The sequence below is a fragment of the Thalassospira sp. HF15 genome, from assembly GCF_011806525.1.
Classification (GTDB): Bacteria; Pseudomonadota; Alphaproteobacteria; order Rhodospirillales; family Thalassospiraceae; genus Thalassospira.
On the sequence record NZ_JAAVKI010000003.1, the window covers coordinates 32,729 to 57,970 of the forward strand.

Genomic DNA, 25,242 nt, shown 5'->3' on the forward strand with positions numbered 1-25,242 from the left:
CGACACGGGAAATGCAGGTTCTTTTCGTCAATTCCGCTGCGCGGCCGACAATTTATTGGCAAGCGCCGTTGCCATTTCGGCGAATGATTCCTGTTTCGGATCAATCACGGTAATATTCACCCCCAATGGGGAAACTTCCGCACCCAGTTGCTTTGCAAAGGCTTTGGTTGCTTCACGAACCGTGTTCGATACCAATGGATTGGCTTCTTCCTGCGGCAAAATCATCACCACATCCCCATGCCCCTTGCTGATCATTGACGGCAGCAAGGAATGAGTCAGTTGCAGCGGTGCGGAAAGATTGACCTCAAGCCCCATATCGATATCGGCCTCGCTCAGCCCCAGAAATGTCTCCTTGGTCGGCCAGCGCAAAGCCGCATGGACGAGCACATCAATTGACAAGTCCCGCGAGACGGCTCGAACCTCATCGCGATCGGTCAGATCAATTGCAAGCGGCATCACCCCGAAATCAGCCCGAAGCATATCCAGGACCGATCGATCCCGGCCAAGGGCAAAGGTCCGCCAGCCTGTTTCAGCCAAGGCAATTGCGATTGCTCGCCCAATGCCGCGCGTCGCCCCTGTTACCAGCGCTGATTTCATCTACCGTTCCTCCAGATTTTCGAGAATGATGCACCGCGCCGGAGGTCGGCAAAATCAAGAAAATCCGAGTTTAGACAAGTTATCTTTGAGCTTGATGACATCTGACGATAGAGGTTTGCCAAAAACAGAATTCGCACAAACCACTGATATCAAAACAATTTCTAGGAGAAATTAGCTTTATTCCCCGGCAAAGACATATGCCGTCTTAACCGCTGTATAGAAATCCATCGCAATTGGTCCTTGTTCACGGCTTCCCATACTGGATGACTTACGACCGCCGAACGGAATATCGTAGTCAACGCCTGCCGTCGGAAGGTTGACCATCACCATCCGCCCGCAGATTTACGACGAAATTCCGTGGTATACTTAAGCGACGTGATGCAAATACCCGTCGACAAACAAAACGGTGTGTCATTGGCAACGGCCAATGCTTCGTCAAAGTCGTCAACTTTAATCACCGAGGCACAAGGCCCAAAGATTTCCTCGCGTGCAGACAGCATTTCGTTATCTGCACCGACAAACAACGCCTGGGCTTGGAAATAACAGCTCCGGTCTAGTTGCCGGTCACCGATCACATCGCCCCCCGTCCGAGCGCGCAAGATCGACATAACTGAGGTTCCCCGACAACTGGGTGGACGACACGACCGGTCCGTTCTGCGTTGGGATCCCCAATCCGCAATGCCTTCATCGGGGTTTTGTGCTCCGTAACCCCGACTTATGACAACGCGCGAGCACGCGCGGACACCTATATATGTCGCGTCAGGTAGAAAATCGTTTTTTTGGAAAAGTGGTAGGCCCGGAGGGACTTGAACCCCCAACCAGACCGTTATGAGCGGTCGGCTCTAACCAATTGAGCTACGGGCCCCCAAGACAAAAGTCCGGGTAAAGAAAAGACCGCACCAGATGTCTGGTGCGGTCCCGAAAACTAGCGATTTTCAAGCCAAGGTCAAGCCCGAACGTCGCGTGATTTCTTAATAATCCAGGAACGAACGCAGTTTGCGCGAGCGCGACGGATGCTTGAGCTTGCGCAGCGCTTTTGCTTCGATCTGACGGATACGTTCGCGGGTCACAGAGAACTGCTGGCCAACCTCTTCGAGGGTATGGTCGGTGTTCATGCCAATCCCGAAACGCATACGCAGAACACGTTCCTCACGCGGGGTGAGCGATGCCAGAACCCGTGTGGTCGTTTCACGCAGGTTGGCCTGGATCGCGGCATCCAGCGGCTGAACGGCGTTCTTGTCTTCGATGAAATCGCCCAGATGGCTGTCTTCCTCGTCCCCGATCGGGGTTTCGAGCGAGATCGGCTCCTTGGCGATTTTCAGAACCTTGCGGACCTTTTCAAGCGGCATCTGCAGTTTTTCAGCCAGCTCTTCCGGAGTCGGTTCGCGGCCGATTTCATGCAGCATCTGGCGCGAGGTTCGCACCAGCTTGTTGATGGTCTCTATCATGTGAACCGGAATACGGATCGTGCGAGCCTGGTCGGCAATAGAACGCGTGATCGCCTGACGGATCCACCAGGTCGCATAGGTCGAGAATTTATACCCACGGCGGTATTCGAATTTGTCCACCGCCTTCATCAGGCCGATATTGCCTTCCTGAATCAGGTCAAGGAACTGAAGACCACGGTTGGTATATTTCTTGGCGATCGAGATCACGAGACGCAGGTTGGCCTCGATCATTTCCTTTTTCGCACGTCCAGCTTCACGTTCGCCCTTGTTGACCACGCCGTAAACGCGGCGGAATTCGCCAATCGGAAGGCCGACTTCTGCCGAAACACCACCAACGCCTTCGCGCAGGTTGGCGATTTCTTCGGAATAGCGTTCAACAAAGTTTTTCCAGCCTTTGCCCGGCAAGCCACCAACGCGTTCCATCCAGTTCGGGTCAAGTTCATGGCCCTGATACTGCTTGATGAAGTCCGGACGCTTGATCTTGCAACGGTCGGCAAAGCGCAGAAGCTTGCCTTCAAGGCCGAGCAAACGGTTGTTCAAACCGGTCAGATGATCAAGAAGTTCTTCAATGCGGAAGTTGTTCAGGTGAACATCTTCCATCAGATCGACCATCTCGTTCTTGAGCTTGTTATAGCGCTTCTCGGTTGCTGCCGGAACGGCTTCACCCTTATTGAGCGCCACCAGGCGCTGTTCCTGCGCCTTGTGCAATTTCTCATAGGTCTTGGCGATCAGCTCGAACTTCTCGAGAACCTGCTCGGTCAGTTCCTCTTCCATTTTGGAAAGCGAAACATTGACCTGCTCGTTCTCGTCATCATCGTCGTCTTCGCCGTTGCCCTCGCCTTCTTCGCCTTCGGATTTCTCGGACTCGTCGTCGTCTTCGTCCTCGTCTTCCTCCGCCTCATCGGTGAGGCCTGCGGGGGTCTCGGTTTCGGCTTCTTCATCGTCGTCGTCATTGGCCGATTCAAAGCTTTCGACATCGGCTTCTGCGTCGACCTCGGTATCTTCTTCCTCTTCGCCCTCGGCCGCGGCAATTTCCGCTTCCGGGCCACCGCCATAGGTGGTCTCGAGGTCAATGACATCACGCAGCAAAAGTTCGCCAGCCTGAAGCTGATCATGCCAGTTCACAATCGCACGAATGGTCAGCGGGGATTCGCAAATCCCGCCAATCATCATATCGCGACCGGCTTCAATACGTTTGGCAATGGCGATTTCGCCTTCGCGCGACAGCAGTTCAACACTGCCCATTTCGCGCAGATACATACGTACCGGGTCATCGGTCCGCCCAACATCCTCTTCGGAGATGTTGCCACGCGGATCGGCTTCGGCATCGTCGCTGTCATCATTGTCGTCGGCTTCGTCGCCATCGATAACGTTGATGCCCATCTCGTTGAGATTGCTCATCACGTCTTCGATCTGCTCCGAGGAGAAATGCTCGGATGGCAGGGCCGCGTTCAACTCATCGACCGAGATGTGGCCTTTCTCCTTGCCTTTGGCAATGAGCTTTTTAATGGCCGCTTTATATGTATCGAGAAGAGGTCCGTCTGCGTTTTCAGAAGAGTTCTTTTTCTCTTCAGCGTTCGAAGTCTTAGACGACATCTATTCCCCGTTTCCCGCTGGGTACGTTCGTACCGTTGTTGTCCCAAGCGCCGTGTCTTTCAGCGCAAATCACAAATAGCCCGATCGCCGACCCAGATCACACATTGATCCAGAATCAGTCGTCGAGCTTAAACACTTTCTCCCGGCGTCGAGCGAGATCTTCTCGGCGATGAGAAAATCTCTCCCACTCTTCCTCGCTGGTATCTGCTGCCAACTGTCGGACGGCGTATTTTGCCTCTTCGTCCTCCAGGGAGCTTACAGCCATGGAAAAAACCTGCTTCCAACCCGTCAGGGCCCGTTCAAGCGGCGTTTCGGGCTTGGCGAAAGCAGCGTGCGCGATTACTTCCGCACGAACCACCCGCAAAACTGTCTCTGACAGCCCGTCGCGCTCCAAATGGGCCTTGATCGTTTCGCAATCAAGTCCAGGATCATCGTCAAGCAGCTTTAAGACGGCCCGACGAAGATTGTCAAGCGCGGAGTCTGCACAACTATAGATTCCGAGCTGTTCACCGATCTCGTCATGCAAGGCAGGATGATTGATCAGCGTCAGCAAAAGAATGGAGTCCTGCAGGTCGCGCTTCTTTTGCATGGGCGGTCGCGACATGCCCGGCACCGCTTTACCGGCCGGACCCCAGAAATGGTCATTTTTTCCGCGCTTGCCACCCCAGGCGGCTTTTTTATTTTGAAAACCACCTGAATATCCCGACCGATTTGCTGCCTTGCCGCCCCGATCACCCTTGAACAGTTTCCAGATACGATCCCGAAACATCGCATTATATTGTGACCGCACCGCTTCATCAGCGATCACGGATATCCGCTGATTGATCGTAGCTTCGAGTGCCGCCCGTCGTTCGGGGGTATCGATCTTGTGCGTCCCCACATCCATGCGCCAAACGAGTTCGGCCAATGGCACTGCGTGATCAATGATCTTGCTAAAACTGTTAAAGCCATCCGGGGCCGCCATCAGGCTATCTGGGTCCTCGCCTTCGGGCAGGATGGAAAACAGCAGTGACTTGCCCGGACGCAGGATCGGCAAAGCGCGTTCGGCCGCACGCACAGCCGCACGTTTCCCGGCGTCATCCCCGTCCAGACACAGGATCGGCTCGTTGGTCATTTTCCAAAGCTCACCGATCTGTTCTTCTGTCACAGCTGTGCCAAGCGGGGCCACCGCCCCGCGAAAGCCCGCACGATGCAGGGCAATCACATCCATATAGCCTTCGGTGACAATGATCGGCGCGTCCTGGCGCGATGCTTCACGCGCCTGCGGCAGGCCATACAGCAACCGCCCCTTGTGAAACAGCGGGGTGTCCGGGCTGTTGAGGTATTTCGGCTTGCCATCACCCATGACGCGACCGCCAAAGGCCACCACCCGTCCGCGACGATCCAGGATCGGGAACATCACCCTGCCCCGGAACCGGTCATAGCTTTGCCGGCCGCTATCTTCGGGCTCAATCAGAAGCCCGGCCTCTACCATCAGCTTTTCGTCGATCTCTTCGCGTTTAAGGGCTGCCTTCAGCGCCCCGCGATTATCCGGGGCATAGCCCAGCCGGAACTCGCCCATCGTCTGATCATCCAGACCGCGCTGACGGAAGTAATCCAACCCTTCCTTGCCTTCAGGCATGCGCAACATGCGTTCGAAAAACGCGCAGGCTGCTTCCATGACCTCGTAAAGGGTTTTGGCCTTCTGTTCGCGTTCCTGGGCTTCGCGCGACTGTTTGGGGACATCCATACCGACCTGATTGGCCAGCACCTCGACCGCCTCGACAAAGGTCAAGCCTCTGGTATTCATCACAAAACTGATGACGTCGCCGTGCGCCCCGCAGCCAAAGCAGTGATAGAAACCCTTTTGCTCATTGACCGTAAAGGACGGGGATTTTTCAGAATGGAACGGGCACAGTCCGGAATATTCCCGGCCGCGTTTGATCAGCTTCACCGATGACCCGACGACATCCGCCAGTCCCACCCGTGCCCGCAGGTCGTCAAGAAACGACTGGGGAAAGCTCATGTGTGCCCCGTTCCCGTAGTGTCACAGCGTGGCGCTGCGACTGTGTTGATTGGTCCCTGCCCCATCCCTGATGCTTGTTTGTTGTTGTGTATCAGGTCTTGGGACGACGAAAGCCGGACGATTTTACACGCCCGGCTTCCAAATTACAGTGCGCTGTTGCGATTAACCCAACAGTTTCTTGGCAACACCGCCGGCTTTGCCGAAATCCATCGTGCCGCTGTACTTCTCGCGAAGGGCTGCCATGGTGCGGCCCATATCTTTAAGGCAGGTCGCACCGATATCCGAAACGGTGCCGCGCACGGCCTCTTCGATTTCGTCGTCAGACAGCTGGGCTGGCAGAAACTTTTCGATCACTTCGATCTCTTTGGCTTCCTGCTCGGCCAGTTCCGGGCGGTTGCCCTTGGTGTACATTTCAATGCTTTCACGGCGCTGCTTTACCATCGCCTGAAGCAGATTGATGATCTCGTCATCTGAAATGCCGTCCGTGTTGCCATCGCTCCGTGCGGCAATATCGCGTTCCTTCAGTGCTGCCAGAATGAGGCGCACGGTGGTTACGGAGCAGGCATCCTTTTCAAGGACGGCCTTCTTCAAAGCGTCATTAAGCTGCGATCGCAGCATGGCTCATCTCTGATTCTGTGGAAGAAAGGAGCGAACATACCGCAAAACGGCATTTGACGCAAAGAAAACGTTAACGACTAAACTATTGATTTTATTAATAAAATAAAAGTTTAGATGCGTCCTTGACATGCCATGGCGACTCCCGTAGACATCCGCCAATTTGCCTGCCGGGATCACGCTTTGCCCCGCTTTCCGCACACCTTGCTGACACCCTTTGTGCCGTCGGCTGATTTTGCTGGAAACCACTTGGCGCGTCTGCATGGCCGGTATGCAGGTTAAAAGCAGCCGTTTTTGTCGGCCTGCGCAGAAATATTATATATAAAAAGACTCCATGTTTCACCGTGGAAAAACCGAAAGGACATTTGCCAATGTCAGCGCCCACGCACACCCCGCCACCTGGTGCTTCTGCCGTTCTGGTTCTTGCAGATGGTTCAGTTTTTTGGGGACGCGGCGTCGGGGCCCGAGGAGAGGTCGTTGGTGAAGTCTGCTTCAACACTTCGATCACGGGCTATCAGGAAATCATGACCGACCCGTCTTATGCCGGTCAGATGATTACCTTCACCTTCCCCCATATCGGCAATGTCGGCACCAACGACGAAGATATCGAAAACGCCAAACCGGTCGCCCTTGGCTGCATCCTGCGCCAGGACATAACCGATCCGTCAAGCTACCGTGCCCGGAAACACTTCAACGACTGGCTGGCCGAACATGGCCGGATCGGGATCGCCGGTGTCGATACCCGCCGCCTGACCAAACGCATCCGGACCGAAGGCGCGCCAAATGGCGTGATCTGCCACAGTGCGGATGGCACCTTTGATATCCCGGCCCTGATTGCCAAGGCCAATGACTGGCCGGGCCTTGAAGGCATGGACCTTGCCAAGGACAACAGCTGCACCACCGGTTACGACTGGGACGAGGCCCTTTGGACGCGCGAAGGCGGATACGGCAAGGTCGGCAATGCCAAGCACCATGTCGTCGCCATCGACTACGGCGTAAAGCGCAACATTCTGCGCAACCTCGCAAGCCTTGATTGCAAGGTCTCGGTCGTTCCGGCAACCACTTCGGCTGATGAAATCCTGGCGATGAACCCGGATGGCGTCTTCCTGTCAAACGGTCCCGGGGATCCGGCGGCAACTGGCGAATACGCAGTGCCGACCATCAAGACCCTAATCGACAGCGGCAAGCCCGTCTTCGGGATTTGCCTGGGTCATCAGATGATGGCGCTCGCCCTTGGCGCGAAAACCTTGAAAATGGATGTCGGCCATCGCGGTGCCAACCACCCGGTCAAGGACACCACCACCGGGATTGTCGAAATCACGTCTCAAAACCACGGCTTTGTCGTCGACAAGGACAGCCTTCCCGACAATGTCGAAGCAACGCACTTCTCGCTGTTTGATGGATCGCTTGCGGGTCTTCGCCTGAAAGACAAGCCGGTCTTTGCGGTTCAGTATCACCCCGAAGCATCACCGGGGCCGCATGACAGCCACTACCTGTTCAAACGTTTCGTTGGTCTGATCGAGGACGCAAAAGCCTGACCCGATAATCAGGACACGCCCAAGATTACGCGATTAACGGACTTAAACGAGGCGGTGCTGCAATCGCGCCTGCCCTTGCGAAAAGCGGAAAACGACATGCCGAAACGTACAGATATAAAATCAATCCTCATCGTCGGTGCTGGCCCGATTGTTATTGGTCAGGCTTGCGAGTTTGACTATTCCGGAGCCCAGGCCTGCAAGGCCCTGAAGGAAGAAGGCTACCGCGTCATTCTGGTCAACTCGAACCCGGCGACCATCATGACCGACCCGAACCTGGCCGATGCGACTTATATCGAGCCGATCAAACCGGACATGGTTGCCAAAATCATCGAAAAGGAACGCCCGGACGCGATCCTGCCGACCATGGGTGGCCAGACGGCCCTTAACACGGCCCTTGCCCTGCATGATGACGGCACGCTTGAGAAATACGGTGTCGAGATGATTGGCGCGAAAAAGCACGTCATCGAAAAGGCCGAAGACCGCCAGCTGTTCCGTGAAGCCATGGACAAGATCGGTCTTGAGAGTGCGCGCTCGGCCATGGTCCGCACATTTGAAGATGCGGTCAAGGCACTCGAAGTCACCGGTCTTCCGGCGATTATCCGCCCAAGCTTCACCCTTGGTGGCGAAGGCGGCGGCATTGCCTATAACCGTGAAGAGTTCGAACAGATCGTGCGCAATGGTCTGGCGATCTCGCCAACCCATGAAGTGCTGATCGAAGAATCCATTCTCGGCTGGAAAGAGTATGAGATGGAAGTCGTCCGCGACAATGCGGATAACTGCATCATCATCTGCTCGATTGAAAACGTCGATCCGATGGGCATTCATACCGGGGACTCGATCACTGTTGCCCCGGCTTTGACCCTGACCGACAAAGAATACCAGATCATGCGCGACGCATCGCTTGCCGTGCTGCGCGAAATCGGTGTGGATACCGGCGGCTCGAACGTTCAGTTCGCGGTCAACCCGGATGATGGCCGTCTGATCGTCATTGAAATGAACCCGCGGGTGTCGCGGTCCTCGGCCCTGGCATCCAAGGCGACCGGCTTCCCGATTGCCAAGATCGCTGCCAAGCTTGCGGTTGGCTATACGCTTGATGAGCTTGATAACGACATCACCGGTGTCACCCCGGCCTCGTTCGAACCGACCATTGACTATGTCGTCACCAAGATCCCGCGCTTCACCTTTGAAAAGTTCCCGGGCGCCAAGCCGCTTCTGGGCACTGCGATGAAATCTGTCGGTGAAGCCATGTCGATTGGTGGCTGCTTTGCCGAAAGCCTTCAGAAAGGTCTGCGTTCGATGGAGACCGGGCTTACCGGCCTTAACGAAGTCAAGATTGAAGGCGCCCCGGACAAGGGTGCAATCCGCGCCAAGCTGACGCAGCCGATCCCGTTCCGCGTGCTGTATGCGGCGCAGGCCTTCCGTCATGGCCTCACCCTTGAAGAAATCCAGGGCGCGACAAAGTTCGACCCTTGGTACCTCAAGCAAATCGAAATGCTGGTCGCCGAAGAAGAAAAAGTCCGTACCAACGGCATTCCGAGCGACAAGCAGGAACTCCTGCGCCTCAAGAAACTTGGCTTCTCGGATGCACGCCTTGCCGAGTTGGCGGGCAAGGACGAAGATGCTGTCCGTGCGGATCGTCAGGCCCTTGGCCTGCGTCCGGTTTACAAGCGCATCGATACGTGCGCGGCCGAGTTTCCGTCGCGCACTTCATACATGTATTCCATGTATGAAGGCGATGGCTTCTTCGAACCGGAAAACGAAGCCGAAGTCACCGATCGCAAGAAAGTCATCATTCTCGGTGGCGGCCCGAACCGTATCGGTCAGGGCATCGAGTTTGATTACTGCTGTGTACACGCGGCCTATGCCCTTCGCGAAGCAGGTATCGAAGCCATCATGGTCAACTGCAACCCGGAAACGGTTTCGACTGACTATGACACCTCGGATCGTCTGTATTTCGAGCCGTTGACCGCCGAAGACGTGATCGAGCTTTGCCAGCTTGAACAAAGCAATGGCGAGCTGCTTGGCGTGATTGTTCAGTATGGCGGGCAGACCCCGCTGAAGCTTTCCGCAGCCCTTGAAACAGCAGGCATTCCGATCCTCGGCACCAGCCCGGACAGCATTGACCTTGCCGAAGACCGCGACCGGTTCCAGGAACTGATCAACAAGCTTGGCATGAAGCAACCGGCCAACGGCATCGCCCGTTCGGTCGACGAAGCGGTCAAGATCGCCGAAAGCATCGGTTATCCGATCGTCATCCGCCCAAGCTATGTTCTGGGTGGCCGCGCGATGGAAATCGTGCACACCACCGAGGATCTTCTGCGCTACATGCACGAAGCGGTTCAGGTCTCTGGCAAAAGCCCGGTTCTGATCGACAGCTTCCTGCTTGATGCGATTGAAATTGACGCCGATGCAGTGTCAGACGGCGAAAACGTCTTTGTCGCCGGCATCATGCAACACATCGAAGAAGCCGGTATCCATTCCGGGGACTCGGCCTGCTCGCTGCCGCCCTATTCGCTTGATGACGCCATGATCGAACGCCTCAAGGCCCAGACCGTTGAGCTGGCCAAGGCGCTTGACGTGGTCGGCTTGATGAACGTTCAGTTCGCAATCAAGGATGACGTGATCTATCTGATCGAAGTCAACCCGCGTGCATCACGTACCGTACCGTTTGTTGCCAAGGCAACCGGCAACCCGATTGCAAAAATCGGTGCCCGGATCATGGCCGGTGAAAAGCTTTCTGATTTCGACATCAACGAGGGCCCGTTTGACCATATCGCGGTCAAGGAAGCTGTCCTGCCGTTTAACCGTTTCCCGGGTGTCGACACCCTGCTTGGCCCGGAAATGCGTTCAACCGGCGAAGTCATGGGTCTTGATACCGATTTCGGTCGCGCCTTTGCCAAGGCACAGATGGCAGCCGGTCATACCCTGCCACTTGAAGGCAAGGTGTTCATTTCGGTCAAAAACTATGACAAACCCGCCGCTGTTCAACTGGCGCGCGACGCCATTGCACTTGGTTTTGGCGTGGTTGCGACCCATGGCACGGCACAAGCTCTTGAAAAAGAAGGGCTGGACGTCACCCCGGTCAATAAGGTACAGGAAGGACGTCCCCATATTGTGGACATGATGAAGAACGGCGATATCAAGTTGGTGTTCAACACCACCGAGAGCAAACAGGCCGTGGTCGACAGTTTCTCGATCCGTCGCACGGCGCTTACCGATGACATCCCGTACTACACCACTGTCGCCGGTGCCCGCGCTACCTTGCGCGCCATCGACAACCTGAAACGCGGCGCACTTGCAGTCCGGCCCGTTCAGGAATATCTTGGGGACAAGTACTAAGGTTCTTACCCGAACCTGATGGAAGAATTCAGACCGCCCGGCGGGATGCCGGGCGGTTGATTTTGTAGTATCGACCGCTAATAAGAATAGGCTGTGAGCGCGATGGAAAAAGTACCAATGACCCCCCAGGGGCATCAGCGTCTCGAAGAAGAACTGAAGCATCGCAAGTCCGTCGAACGTCTTGAAATCATCAAGGCCATCGCGGATGCCCGCGAGCATGGCGATCTTTCGGAAAATGCCGAATACCATGCCGCACGCGAACGCCAAAGTTTCTGCGAAGGTCGTATTGCCGAGCTCGAAGACGTCCTGAGCCGCTCCGAAGTCATCGACGTGCCGTCATTGGCCGGCGATGTCGTTAAGTTCGGTGCCAAGGTTGAGCTTGTCGACGAAGACACCGACGAGGAAACCACCTATCAGGTGGTCGGTCCGATCGAAGCCGACATCAATGCCGGCCGTATCTCGACCACATCCCCGATCGGTCGCGCCCTGATTGGCAAGTCGGTCGGTGACTCTGTCGAAGTCACCGTACCAGGCGGCACCAAAAGCTATGAAATTCTGAAGGTCGATTTTTCCTGACCCGGAAATAACTGATCAGCATCAGGGCCCGGGAAATTCCCCGGGCCCTTTTCGTTTCAGAATTTCATCCGAGATGCAGACATAGAAAAAGCCGCGCATATGCCCGGCTTTTTCATTGGTTGGAACGCCTATGCCGCTTTATTCGGATTTGGCCAACTGATCAAGGACCGCCTCAACATTGCGGTTAAGATCGGTTGCCTCAGACCCAAGATGGTCTGCACTTCCAAGCAGCTCTGTCGCAGTATTTCCTGTCTGATCGGTAAGTTCGGACAATTGGTGGATCAGATCCGAAAGGTCTCTGGTCGCATCCACCGTGACATTCAGGCTTTGCGCAATTTCGCGGGTCGCACCTTGCTGCTGGTCCATGGTTGCCGAAATCGTCGCGGCAACTTCAACCAGATCACCGATGGTTTCCGAAACCCCGTTGACCGCCGAAACAGAATCCCCGGTTGCGGATTGAATTTCCGAGATCTGCTGGGCAATCTCGTCAGTCGCCCGTGCGGTCTGGTTGGCAAGGTTCTTGACCTCGTTTGCCACAACGGCAAAGCCTTTGCCTGCTTCCCCGGCACGCGCCGCCTCAATCGTGGCATTCAGGGCCAGAAGGTTGGTCTGGGATGCGATATCGGTAATCAGGTTGACCACCTCACCGATTTTCTCCGCCGCATTTGACAGCCATTCAATCCGCTCACTCGCCGTCGAGGAACGCGATACTGCGTTATCCGTGATTTCACGCGCACGAACGATCTGACGCGAAATCTCGTCCGCGGATGCATTGATCTCTTCAACGGCTGATGCCGCCGACTGAACGTTTCGCGAAGTTTCTTCCGAAGCATGCACAGCCCCGCTAGACGCCTCACGGCCGGTACGGGCGCGATCATCAAGAAGCTGAGCCCGCTGTTGAAGCTGAACGGATTCTGCGTCAACCGCCCCGGCAGATTTCCCGATCATCGAGGTGATCTGTTCGGCCAGTTCACGTTTGAAGTTGTTGCGTTCGATATTGCGCTGTTCACGCAGCTGTTCGTTCTGGGCCAGAAGATCCTGCGCTGCTTTCGCGGCATCCTCAGCTTCACTGCGCGCTGTTTCGGCATTTGCCAGCGTCGCATACAGGCTTTTGCAAGACCAGATCAGAACGCCTGCCTCGACAATCACCACAACCGCATGCAGCACCACCCGGAAGAAATCAGCACCATCCGGGAACACCCAGTACGGGACGACAAAGTTCAAAACCAGGTGATGCAGGGCGATCACGCCGCTCACAACGACAATCGTTCGCCAGCAGACCAGCGCGCCAGCCACAGCCAGGGCTGCAAAGAAATACATGTGAATATCGATCTGCCATTCATGGCCACGGAAGGCATAGACCAGCACCGCGACCTGCAAAATCATGGCAGAGGAAACAATAAACCGCGAAATTTGAGCCTGCGACCCTGCGACGCGACAAACCGCAAACGCAATGGCGGCAAAAACCGCGCTGGCGATCAGCGGAGAGATGGCGTCATTGCTGGCAAAATAACCGGCAACCGCGCTCAGCGGAATATGCACCGCCAGAATGACAAACAATGTCTTGATCGCGTTGGCACGAATTTCAAGTAACTTTTCCATAGGTGTCCACCCAAATATCAGAAGGCTTTATTATTTTCTTCCGCATCGAAACAGGCCGATGCGACAAGCGGCGACAAAGTAAACAAGGCGCCGAAATCTCCGGCTTCGGGCACCGCGCCGTCATCGCGAACAACGACAGCCATATGTCCAAAGCCCCCAAATCTCGCAACGCGACCACCGGAAGCCCCGACCCGTTCGAGGATTTCCTCTTCACTCATGGAAAACGGAAACACCATTCCGACCCCAGAAAGGGAGTCCGAAGGACGATAAGACAGAATCACCAGCAACATCACACCGGCAACCGCAAACAGGATGGTCGGCAGAATCCCGCTCCAACCGTCTTCCTCAACGGGTTGAACTGGGCTGGCTTTGATATCTTTTTGAAACGCTTCCAATTATTATCCCAAGAGATAGATAATATCCCATTCGTATAGGTAGTGATTACTTATGCCCTTGAGACGTTGCTGACAAGGGCCGTCGTCCATACGTTTAGAAACCGGCACTTGGCACACTCGCCACGTGACCCCGCCAAATGCCTGTTTTTCAGTCTGTTTTACGACCTGGACCCGATTTGGATCACAGTTTCTGTGCGATGCATGGCTCCATTGCCAGACAGGCATAGCGCGCATGCAACATGTATAGGTTTTGGACGTGATGCCTCCCCCTGACCCTTGCAAGGATCACCAAACAAATAAACCGGCGCGAAAAAAGCGCCGGTTTTGCTGTCTCGATCAGGAATGTCAGGTCAGGTGTCGGGGGTCTTTGATCGATCTGCGATCAATCGTCAACGTCGATATCGATCGGAACACCCGGCATGTTCTTTGCCGTACGAATCGACAGGGCCGATTTAACGTGGTTGACGTTTTCGGCAACGGTCAGTTCAGTGGTCAGGAACTTCTGATACTCGTCCCAGCTATGGGAAACGATCTTGAGCAGGAAGTCCATTTCACCGGCCACCATGTGGCATTCTCGGACCTCCGGCCATTCTGCCGCACGGGCTTCGAACGCCCGCAAGTCATGCTCGGCCTGGCTTGCCAACCCAACCATCGCAAACACGGTTACATTATAACCAAGTGCCTGGGCATCAACTTCGGCATGATAACCCTGAATGAAGCCGGTTTCTTCGAGTGCGCGCACACGACGCAAACAGGGGGGCGCTGAAATACCTGCACGGCGTGCAAGTTCCACATTGGTCATGCGGCCATCTTCCTGCAGATCGCGCAAAATTCTGCGGTCGATCTTGTCGAGTTTGACCCGTTGCATTTATTCCTCGATTCTGTGCGCGAAAGTTACCCCGATTGAAACAATATTACAGCGAGGCAAGTTGCTGGCAATAATATAATCGAGGCAAGAATGCAATCGTGTGCTTGGATGCCGTAACTGAAAACCCTGAAAAATCCTGTTTTTGGCTGCTAATCTATCCGGATCCTGCCGGGCAAAGTGCGCACACTGATACGTTCCAAATTCCAGCCGTTGAAAACGTGCAATTTCAACTTGCCGCAAATCGGCATCGTAACGCGCAAACTTTTCCTCTGGCGGTTGCGTCTTTTGCGGTCTCCCCATATGTTCGACGTCAGTTTTTTACTCATCTCGGACATATACAGACACCATGGCTCAGGAACATCAGACCAAAGTCCTCATCATCGGCTCCGGCCCTGCCGGTTACACTGCTGCGATCTATGCTGCGCGCGCCAACCTTGAACCCATGATGGTCATGGGCCTTCAGCCGGGCGGCCAGTTGACGATCACCACCGATGTCGAAAACTATCCGGGCTTTGCCGATGTCATTCAGGGTCCGTGGTTGATGGATCAGATGAAAGCCCAGGCCGAACATGTCGGCACCAAAATGGTGCATGACCTGATCACCGAGGTCGATTTCTCCAAACGTCCGTTCGTTTGCAAGGGCGACTCTGGCGATACCTATATCGCCGAAACCGTCATCATTTCGACCGGTGCACAGGCCCGCTGGTTGGGTCTTCCGGGCGAAGAGAAATTCAATGGTCGTGGCGTTTCAGCCTGTGCGACCTGTGACGGCTTCTTCTATCGCAACAAGCCGGTCACTGTTGTCGGCGGCGGCAACACTGCCGTTGAAGAGGCCCTTTACCTTGCAGGTATCTGCTCCAAGGTCACCCTGATCCACCGCCGCGATGAACTGCGTGCGGAAAAGATGCTGCAGGAACGGCTTCTCAAGCATGAGAAGATCGAGGTTGTCTGGGACAGTGTCGTTGAAGACATTCTGGGCGGCGACGGTCCGATGGATGGTGTTGAAGCGGTGCGTGTGCGCAACGTCAAAACCGACGCACTGCTGGATATCCCGGCGGATGGCTTCTTTGTAGCCATTGGTCATGACCCGGCCACCGCCGTCTTCAAGGAACAGGTCGAAATGGATGACGAGAACTATATCCTCGTCAAGCCGGGCACGACCCTGACCAATGTCGAAGGCGTTTATGCTGCAGGCGATGTCACCGACAAGGTTTACCGTCAGGCGGTCACAGCGGCCGGAATGGGCTGCATGGCCGCCCTTGAAGCCGAAAAATTCATTGCAGAGCAAGAAGCCTGATCTTTCGGCCCAGGATGATCTGAATGACAAAAGGGGATGCTTCCGGCATCCCCTTTTTTAATGGCTCCAACCTGGCGCGATCCCGCTACCAGCCTCAGATTGATCGAAAATCGCAACACGCTTAGCCAATTGCTTTAAAATGTCTTCTTGCAGAAAACGCCACAGGCCTCATATTGATTGAATAATCATGCACTTGGTCAAAGCCTGTGACGCACTTAATAGTGTGGAAACCAAATTGGCCATAAAAGAAGAGAACCATTATCAGGGGTCTGGCGCATCGACCGTGCGCTGGTGATATCTAGGAGCAGGTCTATGGACTGGGACAAGCTGCGTGTTTTTCACGCTGTTGCCGAAGCCGGGAGCTTCACACACGCAGGGGAAAACCTTAATCTGAGCCAGTCGGCCGTCAGTCGACAGATCAGCGCACTTGAAGAAAGCGTGAAAGTCCCGCTTTTCCATCGACACGCGCGTGGCCTGATCCTGACTGAACAGGGTGAGTTGCTCTATCGTACGGCACATGACGTTTTTGCCAAACTGTCCATGGCCGAGGCCCGCATTCGTGAATCAAAAGAACGTCCGAGTGGCCCGCTTAAGGTCACGACAACGGTTGCCTTCGGATCGACTTGGCTGACCCCACGTATCAACGAATTCCTGGAACGCTATCCGGAAATCGAACTGTCGCTGGTGCTGAATGACGAGGAACTCGATCTTGCGATGCGCGAGGCCGATGTTGCCATCCGTATGCAGCCACCTCGTCAGGCCGACCTTGTCCAGCGCCAGTTGATGACGCTGCGCTACCACGTTTTTGCATCGCCCGAATACATCAAACAATTCGGCATGCCCAAAACCCCCGAAGAACTCAAGGATCACCGCCTGATCATCTATGGTGCCGATGCCCGCCCACCGGTTTCGAACGTCAACTGGATGATGGCAACGGCCCAGCAGTTCAAACCGGACATGCGCCCGATCCTGAAACTGAACAACATTTATGGTATTTTCCGCGCGACCGAGTCCGGACTGGGCATTTCCGCCCTGCCTGATTACCTGTTGCCCTCCAACAGCAATCTGGTGCGTATTCTGCCAGAACTCGAAGGCCCAAGCTTCGATGCCTATTTTGTCTACCCGGAAGAACTGCGTCATTCCAAACGCATCGCTGTATTCCGCGACTTCCTGATCGAGGAAATATCAAAGGTCAAGGCGAAGGCAGCAGCGGCAGCAAGTGCAGCCGCCGAAAAATAGGCACACACGCCAAATCACCAAAACTGATCAAACAGCCCGGCCATGTCGGGCTGTTTTCATTTGTGGCAGTAAACGCGGATCACTACCCGCCTCAAATTTTGCCTTGTGATGCAGCCCGGAAATTTCAACCACCAAAGCGCGATTTTAACAAAAGACAATATACACCTAAGCGCGTAACGCGGTAACTGTGCCATAATGTCTTAAAATTGCTGACATTTTATTGTCATGCGTCTGATGCATGGTTGATTTGCCATTATTCAATTTTAAATCCACTCGCAGGCCACCTATATTCACATCATAGGTTGTGAGCAGCCGCACAAGGCGAGACAGCTCCGACTTCCTTGATCTTGGACGATCCGTCTGCCGGAACGATATCCGGTTCGGGAATCTCCCAAAGATTCCCTACGTCTCCCAGACGTAAGCCTCCCTGTTGATCTTGCCGGTAGCTTCCCCGCTACCGGCATTTTTTTGTGCTCATGCACAATCGATCCAGCCTCTCAAAAGTGATCCAATTGAAAATAGTACGATCACATCTTAATTTATTCGTTTATTTTCAATGGTTTACTTCGTTATTTCGGGCTCTTGAAGATTTATGCAGAAAATGCATGGCTGAAAAAGCAATTTGGCAGTGGTCATTATTGTCAAAAACGCTATCTTTCCTCTCGAACCGCAGCGGCAAACGCCGCACCGCGGTACAGAGTTTTCTCCCTGACCGATTATGTCGGTCTTTAGCCGGACGCCCTGTCCGGCTTACCCAGGGCCCTGTGAAGGGTCCTACGTCTCCCAGACGTGAAGCCTCCCTGATAAACTTGCCGGGCACATTTGTTGCCCGGCTTTTTTTTTTGCTTTATCCCTCACCCACCTCCCCACCCAGTGGCCTCGCACGCAGCTGTGATCACCCGTCATCGGATCGCGACTTGGCAAGCGGCGCTTGTCGCTCCACTATGGAGACACTCAATGTGTCCATAAAAGACACCTTCTGAATGATCGGGACACCGGCATCATGAAAAGCACTCTAAGTGCCTTCCTGTTTGGCAAGAATGCCAACAGCCATCTTCCTGAACGCGTGCAAAGCGCGATTGAAAAGCAGCAGTATGAAAGCGAAAAGCTGATCGGCTGGGTACAGCTGTTGCTGGTGACGATTTTTGCAAGCCTCTATGCCATCTCTCCCAAGACCGCAATGTCCGATGGCATCCACCCCGTACCCTGGGCGCTTGGGCTTTATTATCTGTTTACCCTCAAACGCTTGGCGCTGACCTATCGCAACAAATTGACCGACTGGTTTCTGACCCTTTCGGTCATTGCCGATATCGGGCTGTTGATGGTTCTGATCTGGAGTTTTCATATCCAGTACATGCAACCGGCCAGCTTCTATCTTAAAGCGCCAACCGTCCTTTACGTCTTCATCTTCATATCACTGCGCAGCCTGCGCTTTGATCCGCGCTATATCCTGATTGCCGGCGGGGCAGCTGCGGCAGGCTGGATCATCCTGACAGGCTACGTCATCTGGTCAGAGGACGGCAAAAGCATGATCACGCGTGATTATGTGACCTATTTGACCTCAAATGCGATTCTCATCGGGGCCGAAATCGACAAGATCATTGCCATCGTTCTGGTCACAGCCGTTCTCACCATTGCGGTGATGCGCGCCAAACGTTCTTTTATTCGCGCCGTAACCGATGAAATCGCCGCACGCGATCTTTCGCGCTTTGTCTCCCCCGAAATTGCCGATCGCATCACCCATGCCGAACAACAGATCCGCCCGGGTGACGGTGAAGCAGTCAACGCGACAGTGATGTTCACCGACATCGAAGGCTTTTCATCAATCTCTGAAAAACTCGCGCCAAAAGAACTGGCCACCATGCTCAATGAGTATTTCACCGAGACCAATGCTTTGATCTCGCATTTTGGCGGGGTGATCACCCAGTTTGAAGGCGATGCAATGCTGATCACCTTTAACGCTGTGACACCTGATAGCGACCATGCGCTCAATGCCGTGCGCACGGCCCTTGCCATCCAGGATCTCGCAGAACGCCGTATCTACTGCCATGGTCAACACCTCAAGACGCGCTGCGGCATCAATTCCGGTGAAATTGTCATTGGTGCTGTTGGCTCTGAAAGTCGTTTGACCTTCACCGTGCATGGCGACAACGTCAATATCGCCTCGCGGCTCGAATCGCTAAACAAACAGTTTGGCACCTATATTCTTGCCACCGAGGACACCGTCAATGCGTGCGGCAATCATGATGACATCCCGGCATGGGAACCGCGCGGGGACGTAACCGTGCGCGGGCGCGAACAACCGACAAAGATCTTTTCCCTGTCGCCATTGAAAAGTTCTGTATCTGTTTCTGATCATCACACCCAAAGCCCCGCGGCATCTCGCAACTGATAAGCCAATATCCCCATCCTTATCCGCAGCTCGGGACAAATTAAAAGCCCGGGGAGCTGGAAGCTCGCCCGGGCTTTGGGGACAGATGGTCTTGGGGAGACCTGCCGGATGCGCTGCCTTGCCCGTGGGGTACATGACGCTTTTGGGGGAGGTAAAGCGTCTTTTTTCGGGCATCAATGCATCGTGAGGGAGAGCACGACATCGATGTTTTCGCATCCGACAATTAGCAATATGCCTTTGAAATGCGGCTCAAAAATCGGTGATTGGTGACCTTTTTGGGGGCAAATTGGGGCAATTGCGGCATATGAAACCTGCCCTGTGGACGACAGCCGAAAACCGGACAAAAAAGTGGGGCGGGATAAAACCCGCCCCAATCGATTCGGGGTCATCATGGTCTTGGGGAGACCAAGTCAGCCGGGGTATTTCAGGTGGGGGAACAACCTGAAACCATTCGGGCCAGTATCGTGAGGGGGGACAAAGACTGCTGACCACGTCCTCGACTGACAGTTAGGAATATGCCGATAAATCAAGGCGGGAAAACAGGTCACATTAGGCCATTTCAGGGCGAATTGTGTTCCAATAAAGGCACCACAAAAGCAACCCATTGATTTCATTGGATTGGATGAAGGTGTCACCAATCACAATGCTGGAACCACTTAATTTATTGATCACCGGGGCCGAAGCCATTTCACTGCCTTCGCGCAGGTTTGCACCATTTCTGGAACCAGCAATCAAAGCAGCAGATTCGAAATAACCCTACTTTTCGTCATAGAATTACCCTATCGAAAAATATTGAACATTCTATTGGTGTAATTTGGCTGCATCTGTCATCTTCCTGTTAACGCAAAGGAAAACAAAACCCGCTTGGACTGAAAGCGGCGAAAGGAGATAAATCATGCAGATCGATATCGGCATCAATGAATCCAACCGCACCGCAATCGCCGACGGGCTTGGCCGCGTTCTGGCAGACAGCTATGCCCTGTATCTCAAGACCCATAACTTCCACTGGAATGTAACGGGTCCGATGTTCCAGACCCTGCACACGATGTTTGAAGAACAGTACACCGAGCTGGCGACCGCGATTGACGAGATCGCAGAACGTATCCGTTCTCTGGGCGCCTACGCCCCGGCCAGCTTCTCGGCTTACGGCGAACTGACGGCGATCAAGGAAGAAAAAGGCGTTCCCGCTGCCAAGGACATGATCGCCCAGCTGGTCGAGGGCCATGAAACCGTGATCAAGACCGCGCGTTCGCTCTATCCCATTTGCGATAGCTCGGACGATGACGCCACCGCCGACCTTCTGACTGCGCGTATTCAGGTCCACGAAAAAACCGCCTGGATGCTGCGCTCCCTTCTTGAAGGCTAAGCACTTCTTTCTCGCGTCCCCAACGCAAAACGGCCCGGATTTCTCCGGGCCGTTTTTATATATGTGCGTCACAAGGACACCACACCCCTGCGACGCACGATGCCTGTAACCGGGAAAGGAGCAACCCGGTCACCGGGCTGAAAGCAATGATCACTTGCTATGTTTGGCAATCGCCGCACGCGCCGCAGCAACGATGGCAGCACCGTCGACGCCTTTGTCATTCATTTCGGCAATCCAGCGATCAATCACTTCATCAGCCTTGTCGGCGAACTTCGCAGTTTCCTCAGCAGACAGCGTGACCAATTCACCCGACTTGGCAAAGATCTCTTCACCGCGCGGTTCAATCGCATCCCATGCCTCGCCGATGTCTTGGGCGATATTCGAGCCGGAATTATCATCGATAACCTTCTTCAGATCATCCGGCAGCGCCTCGTAGCGATCCTTGTTCATCGCAAACATGAAGACCAGCGTGCCAAACCGAACTCCCTGATCACCTTCGATGGCGTATTTGGTCATGTCCGGGATCTTGAACGGAATGGCAACCTCATGCGGGATCAATGCACCATCCACGACACCAAGTGACAAGGCCTGTGGCAGATCCGGAACCGGCATGCTGACAGGTTGCGCACCCCAGCTTTCAAGCATCCATGCGCCCGTACGCGAAGGTGCACGGAGCTTCATGCCCTCGACATCCGCAAGGCTTTCGATTTTCTTCTCGGTGGTAAAGATCGCCTGTCCGGTATGAACATGGATCAGCAGCGGCTTGATATCATCGAAGTCCTGCGACAGGTGCTCTTCATAGATATCCTGAATGGCCATGTTGGTAATGGCCGCACTGCCGGTATGAACAAACGGCAGCTCAAACACCTCGCTGCGTGGATAGACACCTGGTGTGTACCCAAGTGCGCTCCAGCCCAGATCAACCGCACCATCGCGGATATGGCTGTAAAGTTCGGTCGGCTTGCCGCCCAGCGCCATTGCCGGATAGATCTCGATCTTGATACGACCGTCAGATTGCTCCTCGATCCGCTTGGCCCACGGCTCAAGGAACTTGGCCTGTGCCGTTGCCTTGGGTCCCAGCACATGTTCCAGCACAAAGGTGAATTCGGGTTCGGCCTGCGCGGAAAGCGCACTTGCCAAACAGCCAGCAGCGACTGCTGCCGATACAAACAGGCGTTTTAACATTTTCAACCTCAGACGTTTTCCCTGAAATGCGCCCGATACCCTCGCCCGCTTGGCACGGTTTTCCTGCGATGAACTGGTATCTTGCGCTGATCTCTCTCGACGCCGGCTCCGGCAGCGCATGAAACGCTCCGGAAGCCTGCATTTATTTACCGGCTTATGTATTCGCGGCCAGTGCGCGGTCAATCAGACGCCGTGCACGCACACCGCCCGCATCAATATTGAAGTTCAAAAGCTTCCGCTCCGGATGACGCAGCATATTGGCCTGCTGGCCCTCGACCACTTCAAGATCCTCGTAAAACACCTTGGCCTGCGCATCTTTGATGTTTTGGGTCAGACCGTTATCATCGATGTCAAAGTTGCGCACCATGCCCCAATAATAGCGGCACGTGGTTTCTGTTTCCGGCGTCATGCAGTTCACGACAATGCCAGTGACACCTTTGGATCGGTCACCTTGCTGCGCACCGGTACCGGCAAGCGCAACCCCGACATCAATCATGACATTGGACGGCAGGGTAAAGGTACAAATTTGCCAGCGGTCACAGACTTCCTTCGATTTCAGGTTATTTGCCCAAAACGGCGGCGGTACGATATTTTCCATCCAGCGTTCGACGGTAACGCTTTCATCATCGGACCGCGTCTGGGGCAGGCTTTCAGTGATCTCAAGCTGACCGATGCTGGACGGATGCACATAGGTTTCGTGGCTCAGATCCATCAGGTTATCGACCAGAAGCTCGTAACCGCATTTCACGTCATAGGTGCCGCCATCAAAGACCCAGCCTTCCTCTGACGCGTGCGGGATATCAGGCACCAGTGCCTCGTCGGCCTTTTCCTTATCGCCGATCCAGACCCAGACAAAACGGTCCTTCTCGACCACCGGATAAGCCCGAACACAGGCTTCCGGGTGAATACTTTGCTGGTTTGGCATGTGAACACATGCCCCTTCACCATCAAATTCAAGGCCGTGATAGCCGCAAACCAACCGATCGCCTTCTACATAGCCCTGGCTTAGCGGCAGAAGACGGTGCGGGCAGCTGTCCTCAAGTGCGACCAGTGACCGGTCGGCACGGCGATACAAAACGACATTTTCATTGCAGATCGTGCGCGCGACAGGGGTGCGACCAATTTCGCCATCCCAGCCTGCGACGTACCAGAAGTTACGCAGGAACATTGTTCTCTCCCTTGGCGTCATGCCAAAACGCTTACGTCGAGGTGGAATTCGATCCACCCAGCTTTTTGTTATGTTTCTAACCGTAATCAAATTGGATCCAATTTGGCAAGATGCTTTTTTAATAATTCGAACTGAACTATGATCGCCCGACAATCACCAAAACGGAAACCGGCATGAGCAAACACGGCCAACGCGTCCTGATTACCTTGCGAAAAATGATCGCCAACGGGGAACTTCCGCCCGGCGAAAGGGTTGCCGAAATTCCGATTGCTGAACGGCTTGGCGTATCGCGCACACCGGTCCGGATTGCTTTTCGAACGCTTGAACAGGAAGGCCTGCTACGCAAGGGCGACCGTCGCGGCTATACCGTGCGCGCCATCACCCCGACCGAAATTGCCGACGCCATCGAAGTACGCGGCGTCCTTGAAGGCCTTGCCGCCCGCATTGCCAGTGAACGCGGCATTTCACCGCAGGCGCGCAATCATCTGATTGACTGCCTTTCCCTCGGAGACGCCCTGTTTTCCAAGGGATACCTGACCGATGAGGACATGGAAGCGTATCATGATTTCAACATGCGCTTTCACGACACCATCATCGAATCGAGCCGTAACATCGCGATCGAGGACGCCCTGTCACGCAACAACCACCTGCCCTTTGCATCGGTATCCTCCATCGCCTTTAATCGCGATGACATGACCGGCGAATTCCGCCGATTCAATTTCAGCCATATGCAGCATCACATTATTTTTGATGCCATCGACAACGGTCAGGGCGCCCGCGCCGAAGCACTGATGCGTGAACATGCCAACGCAGCACTCCGCTATACGCAAATCCTTGGTCCAACACAGGATATGCCGGAAAACTTTACCATCATCGAACGCGAAGACGACGCATAACGCACCCCGCCTCTCATTTTCCTGTCCCATCAGGTTTGACAAAATTGGATCCAATTGATCTAATCTGGATCCAGTCAAGCCCACAGACAAACACACCCGGAGCTAATACGGGGGCCTGGGAAGGAAAATCGCCATGCCTGAAGTTACTGTTCAACAGGTCCATGACCTGACCGACCGCATACGCGGTTTTGATCTTGTTGCCGCTAACGGCACAAGCCTGCCGCCCGCTGAACCGGGCGCCCATATCAAACTCACCGTCACCGATACGTCCGGCCAGCCCGTCAAACGGTCCTATTCCATCATCAATCCCGGTGAACCCGACCTGTACCGCATCGCTGTGCTCCGCGAAGAGGACGGCGAAGGTGGATCGCTTTACATGCATCAAAAGGTCAAAACCGGTGATGTCATTGAAATCGACCTACCGCAAAACGACTTCCCGCTGGCCGATGCGGCGGCCAAAACCATCCTGATCGCAGGCGGTATTGGCATCACACCGATCCTTGCCATGGCGACCGCGTTGCAGAAGGCCGGAACGGATTTTGTCCTGCATTATGCCAGCCGCAACCATGCCGACATGGCCCTGATGACAGAGGTGCTTGATGCCGCCAACGGCCGCTGCACGCTTTATTTCGATGGCGGCGAAGCATCACGCAGCATGCCTTTGCCAAGCATCCTTGGCACGCCAGAAGCTGGCAAACATGTTTATGTCTGCGGTCCGGGTGGCCTGATTGATGCCGTGCTTGATACGGCCCGCCGCAATCGCTGGGCGTCGGAGAACGTGCATTATGAACGCTTCACCACCCCCGCCGCCCAACTTGACGACACCAGTTTCGAGGTCCATCTGGCCCAAAGCGGCCAAACCTTCGAAGTACCTGTCGGCAAGTCGGTTCTCGATGTCCTGATCGACGAAGGCGTCGATCCGCTTTACGACTGTAAAAAGGGCAATTGCGGAATCTGCACGTCTGTCGTCGTTGCGCATGACGGCGACCTGTCCCACCGCGACGCCTATCTCAGCGACAGCCAGAAAGCCCAGAACGACCAGATGTGCATCTGTGTCTCCCGCATGCAAAGCGGCGGTCGCCTGACACTTGATCTCTAAACAAAAACGGCCCGGAATTCC

General features: G+C 54.7%; 20 protein-coding genes and 1 tRNA gene. 9 read left to right on the forward strand and 12 right to left on the reverse strand.

What is annotated here, in order from left to right; translation table 11 throughout:
* Positions 1–27: 27 nt before the first annotated feature.
* The 7 genes from HED22_RS06735 to HED22_RS06760 form a co-directional block, all read right to left on the reverse strand.
* Positions 28–597 carry an SDR family oxidoreductase gene (locus HED22_RS06735; protein WP_167720475.1) on the reverse strand — a complete coding sequence of 190 codons (570 nt, stop codon included), beginning with the start codon at positions 595–597 and terminating at the stop codon, positions 28–30.
* A 177-nt stretch (positions 598–774) separates the two neighbouring features.
* Entirely contained in the window at positions 775–921 is a 147-nt protein-coding gene (locus tag HED22_RS19580) for an aldehyde dehydrogenase family protein (protein ID WP_217701867.1), read from the reverse strand.
* Positions 921–1,205: an aldehyde dehydrogenase family protein gene (locus HED22_RS19585; protein ID WP_217701868.1), complete on the reverse strand. Its 285-nt coding sequence runs from the start codon at positions 1,203–1,205 to the stop codon at positions 921–923. Before HED22_RS19585 ends, HED22_RS19580 begins: the two co-directional genes overlap by 1 nt.
* Before the next feature lie 180 nt (positions 1,206–1,385).
* Positions 1,386–1,462: transfer RNA gene (locus HED22_RS06745), tRNA-Ile, on the reverse strand.
* Between the two features lie 106 nt (positions 1,463–1,568).
* Positions 1,569–3,641: an RNA polymerase sigma factor RpoD gene (gene rpoD, locus HED22_RS06750; RefSeq protein WP_167720477.1), complete on the reverse strand. Its 2,073-nt coding sequence runs from the start codon at positions 3,639–3,641 to the stop codon at positions 1,569–1,571.
* 115 nt (positions 3,642–3,756) lie between these two features.
* Positions 3,757–5,646: a DNA primase gene (dnaG, locus tag HED22_RS06755; RefSeq protein ID WP_167720479.1), complete on the reverse strand. Its 1,890-nt coding sequence runs from the start codon at positions 5,644–5,646 to the stop codon at positions 3,757–3,759.
* Between the two features lie 162 nt (positions 5,647–5,808).
* Positions 5,809–6,264 (reverse strand): GatB/YqeY domain-containing protein, encoded by a 456-nt coding sequence (locus HED22_RS06760; protein ID WP_167720481.1) that lies wholly within the window; start codon positions 6,262–6,264, stop codon positions 5,809–5,811.
* Positions 6,265–6,632: 368 nt separating this feature from the next.
* Between HED22_RS06760 and carA the strand changes: the two genes are divergently transcribed.
* The 3 genes from carA (at position 6,633) to greA (ending at position 11,714) form a co-directional block, all read left to right on the forward strand.
* Positions 6,633–7,799, forward strand: a complete 1,167-nt coding sequence (gene carA, locus HED22_RS06765; RefSeq protein WP_167720483.1) for a glutamine-hydrolyzing carbamoyl-phosphate synthase small subunit — start codon at positions 6,633–6,635, stop codon at positions 7,797–7,799.
* Positions 7,800–7,895: 96 nt separating this feature from the next.
* Complete coding sequence (gene carB, locus HED22_RS06770) at positions 7,896–11,138, forward strand: carbamoyl-phosphate synthase large subunit (protein WP_167720485.1); 3,243 nt, start codon at positions 7,896–7,898, stop codon at positions 11,136–11,138.
* Positions 11,139–11,240: 102 nt separating this feature from the next.
* Positions 11,241–11,714, forward strand: a complete 474-nt coding sequence (gene greA, locus HED22_RS06775; RefSeq protein WP_167720488.1) for a transcription elongation factor GreA — start codon at positions 11,241–11,243, stop codon at positions 11,712–11,714.
* 138 nt (positions 11,715–11,852) lie between these two features.
* Here greA and HED22_RS06780 read toward each other — a convergent pair whose 3' ends face one another.
* From HED22_RS06780 to HED22_RS06790, 3 genes are all read right to left on the reverse strand, one after another.
* Positions 11,853–13,316: a methyl-accepting chemotaxis protein gene (locus HED22_RS06780; RefSeq protein ID WP_167720490.1), complete on the reverse strand. Its 1,464-nt coding sequence runs from the start codon at positions 13,314–13,316 to the stop codon at positions 11,853–11,855.
* Positions 13,317–13,333: 17 nt separating this feature from the next.
* Positions 13,334–13,711 (reverse strand): hypothetical protein, encoded by a 378-nt coding sequence (locus HED22_RS06785; RefSeq protein WP_167720492.1) that lies wholly within the window; start codon positions 13,709–13,711, stop codon positions 13,334–13,336.
* 382 nt (positions 13,712–14,093) lie between these two features.
* Complete coding sequence (locus HED22_RS06790; RefSeq protein WP_167720494.1) at positions 14,094–14,579, reverse strand: Lrp/AsnC family transcriptional regulator; 486 nt, start codon at positions 14,577–14,579, stop codon at positions 14,094–14,096.
* A gap of 346 nt (positions 14,580–14,925) precedes the next feature.
* On the opposite strand from HED22_RS06790, the gene trxB reads away from it, so the two are divergent.
* From trxB to HED22_RS06810, 4 genes are all read left to right on the forward strand, one after another.
* A complete protein-coding gene (trxB, locus tag HED22_RS06795; RefSeq protein ID WP_167720496.1) occupies positions 14,926–15,876 on the forward strand; it encodes a thioredoxin-disulfide reductase in 951 nt (316 codons plus the stop codon).
* Between the two features lie 312 nt (positions 15,877–16,188).
* A complete protein-coding gene (locus tag HED22_RS06800) occupies positions 16,189–17,115 on the forward strand; it encodes a LysR family transcriptional regulator (RefSeq protein ID WP_167720497.1) in 927 nt (308 codons plus the stop codon).
* 1,003 nt (positions 17,116–18,118) lie between these two features.
* Complete coding sequence (locus HED22_RS06805; RefSeq protein ID WP_167720499.1) at positions 18,119–19,507, forward strand: adenylate/guanylate cyclase domain-containing protein; 1,389 nt, start codon at positions 18,119–18,121, stop codon at positions 19,505–19,507.
* 895 nt (positions 19,508–20,402) lie between these two features.
* Complete coding sequence (locus HED22_RS06810; protein ID WP_062956389.1) at positions 20,403–20,873, forward strand: Dps family protein; 471 nt, start codon at positions 20,403–20,405, stop codon at positions 20,871–20,873.
* Between the two features lie 150 nt (positions 20,874–21,023).
* On the opposite strand, the gene HED22_RS06815 is transcribed toward HED22_RS06810, so the two are convergent.
* Both HED22_RS06815 and HED22_RS06820 read right to left on the reverse strand, forming a co-directional pair.
* Positions 21,024–22,058 (reverse strand): TRAP transporter substrate-binding protein, encoded by a 1,035-nt coding sequence (locus HED22_RS06815; protein ID WP_167720501.1) that lies wholly within the window; start codon positions 22,056–22,058, stop codon positions 21,024–21,026.
* Positions 22,059–22,212: 154 nt separating this feature from the next.
* Positions 22,213–23,226: an aromatic ring-hydroxylating dioxygenase subunit alpha gene (locus HED22_RS06820; protein WP_167720503.1), complete on the reverse strand. Its 1,014-nt coding sequence runs from the start codon at positions 23,224–23,226 to the stop codon at positions 22,213–22,215.
* A gap of 173 nt (positions 23,227–23,399) precedes the next feature.
* Here HED22_RS06820 and HED22_RS06825 point away from each other — a divergent pair, with 173 nt between their 5' ends.
* Both HED22_RS06825 and HED22_RS06830 read left to right on the forward strand, forming a co-directional pair.
* Positions 23,400–24,122, forward strand: a complete 723-nt coding sequence (locus HED22_RS06825) for a GntR family transcriptional regulator (RefSeq protein ID WP_167720505.1) — start codon at positions 23,400–23,402, stop codon at positions 24,120–24,122.
* A gap of 133 nt (positions 24,123–24,255) precedes the next feature.
* Positions 24,256–25,221, forward strand: coding sequence for a PDR/VanB family oxidoreductase (locus HED22_RS06830; protein ID WP_175581154.1), 966 nt, complete (start codon positions 24,256–24,258; stop codon positions 25,219–25,221).
* The last annotated feature ends 21 nt before the right edge of the window (positions 25,222–25,242 follow it).

What these genes read in the sequence shown, in the direction of transcription:
- HED22_RS06735 (WP_167720475.1), bottom strand. Translation starts at nt 597, where the DNA reads ATGAAATCAGCGCTGGTAACAGGGGCGACGCGCGGCATTGGGCGAGCA.
- HED22_RS19580 (WP_217701867.1), bottom strand. Translation starts at nt 921, where the DNA reads ATGGTCAACCTTCCGACGGCAGGCGTTGACTACGATATTCCGTTCGGC.
- HED22_RS19585 (WP_217701868.1), bottom strand. Translation starts at nt 1,205, where the DNA reads ATGTCGATCTTGCGCGCTCGGACGGGGGGCGATGTGATCGGTGACCGG.
- rpoD (WP_167720477.1), bottom strand. Translation starts at nt 3,641, where the DNA reads ATGTCGTCTAAGACTTCGAACGCTGAAGAGAAAAAGAACTCTTCTGAA.
- dnaG (WP_167720479.1), bottom strand. Translation starts at nt 5,646, where the DNA reads ATGAGCTTTCCCCAGTCGTTTCTTGACGACCTGCGGGCACGGGTGGGA.
- HED22_RS06760 (WP_167720481.1), bottom strand. Translation starts at nt 6,264, where the DNA reads ATGCTGCGATCGCAGCTTAATGACGCTTTGAAGAAGGCCGTCCTTGAA.
- carA (WP_167720483.1), top strand. Translation starts at nt 6,633, where the DNA reads ATGTCAGCGCCCACGCACACCCCGCCACCTGGTGCTTCTGCCGTTCTG.
- carB (WP_167720485.1), top strand. Translation starts at nt 7,896, where the DNA reads ATGCCGAAACGTACAGATATAAAATCAATCCTCATCGTCGGTGCTGGC.
- greA (WP_167720488.1), top strand. Translation starts at nt 11,241, where the DNA reads ATGGAAAAAGTACCAATGACCCCCCAGGGGCATCAGCGTCTCGAAGAA.
- HED22_RS06780 (WP_167720490.1), bottom strand. Translation starts at nt 13,316, where the DNA reads ATGGAAAAGTTACTTGAAATTCGTGCCAACGCGATCAAGACATTGTTT.
- HED22_RS06790 (WP_167720494.1), bottom strand. Translation starts at nt 14,579, where the DNA reads ATGCAACGGGTCAAACTCGACAAGATCGACCGCAGAATTTTGCGCGAT.
- trxB (WP_167720496.1), top strand. Translation starts at nt 14,926, where the DNA reads ATGGCTCAGGAACATCAGACCAAAGTCCTCATCATCGGCTCCGGCCCT.
- HED22_RS06800 (WP_167720497.1), top strand. Translation starts at nt 16,189, where the DNA reads ATGGACTGGGACAAGCTGCGTGTTTTTCACGCTGTTGCCGAAGCCGGG.
- HED22_RS06805 (WP_167720499.1), top strand. Translation starts at nt 18,119, where the DNA reads ATGAAAAGCACTCTAAGTGCCTTCCTGTTTGGCAAGAATGCCAACAGC.
- HED22_RS06810 (WP_062956389.1), top strand. Translation starts at nt 20,403, where the DNA reads ATGCAGATCGATATCGGCATCAATGAATCCAACCGCACCGCAATCGCC.
- HED22_RS06815 (WP_167720501.1), bottom strand. Translation starts at nt 22,058, where the DNA reads ATGTTAAAACGCCTGTTTGTATCGGCAGCAGTCGCTGCTGGCTGTTTG.
- HED22_RS06820 (WP_167720503.1), bottom strand. Translation starts at nt 23,226, where the DNA reads ATGTTCCTGCGTAACTTCTGGTACGTCGCAGGCTGGGATGGCGAAATT.
- HED22_RS06825 (WP_167720505.1), top strand. Translation starts at nt 23,400, where the DNA reads ATGAGCAAACACGGCCAACGCGTCCTGATTACCTTGCGAAAAATGATC.
- HED22_RS06830 (WP_175581154.1), top strand. Translation starts at nt 24,256, where the DNA reads ATGCCTGAAGTTACTGTTCAACAGGTCCATGACCTGACCGACCGCATA.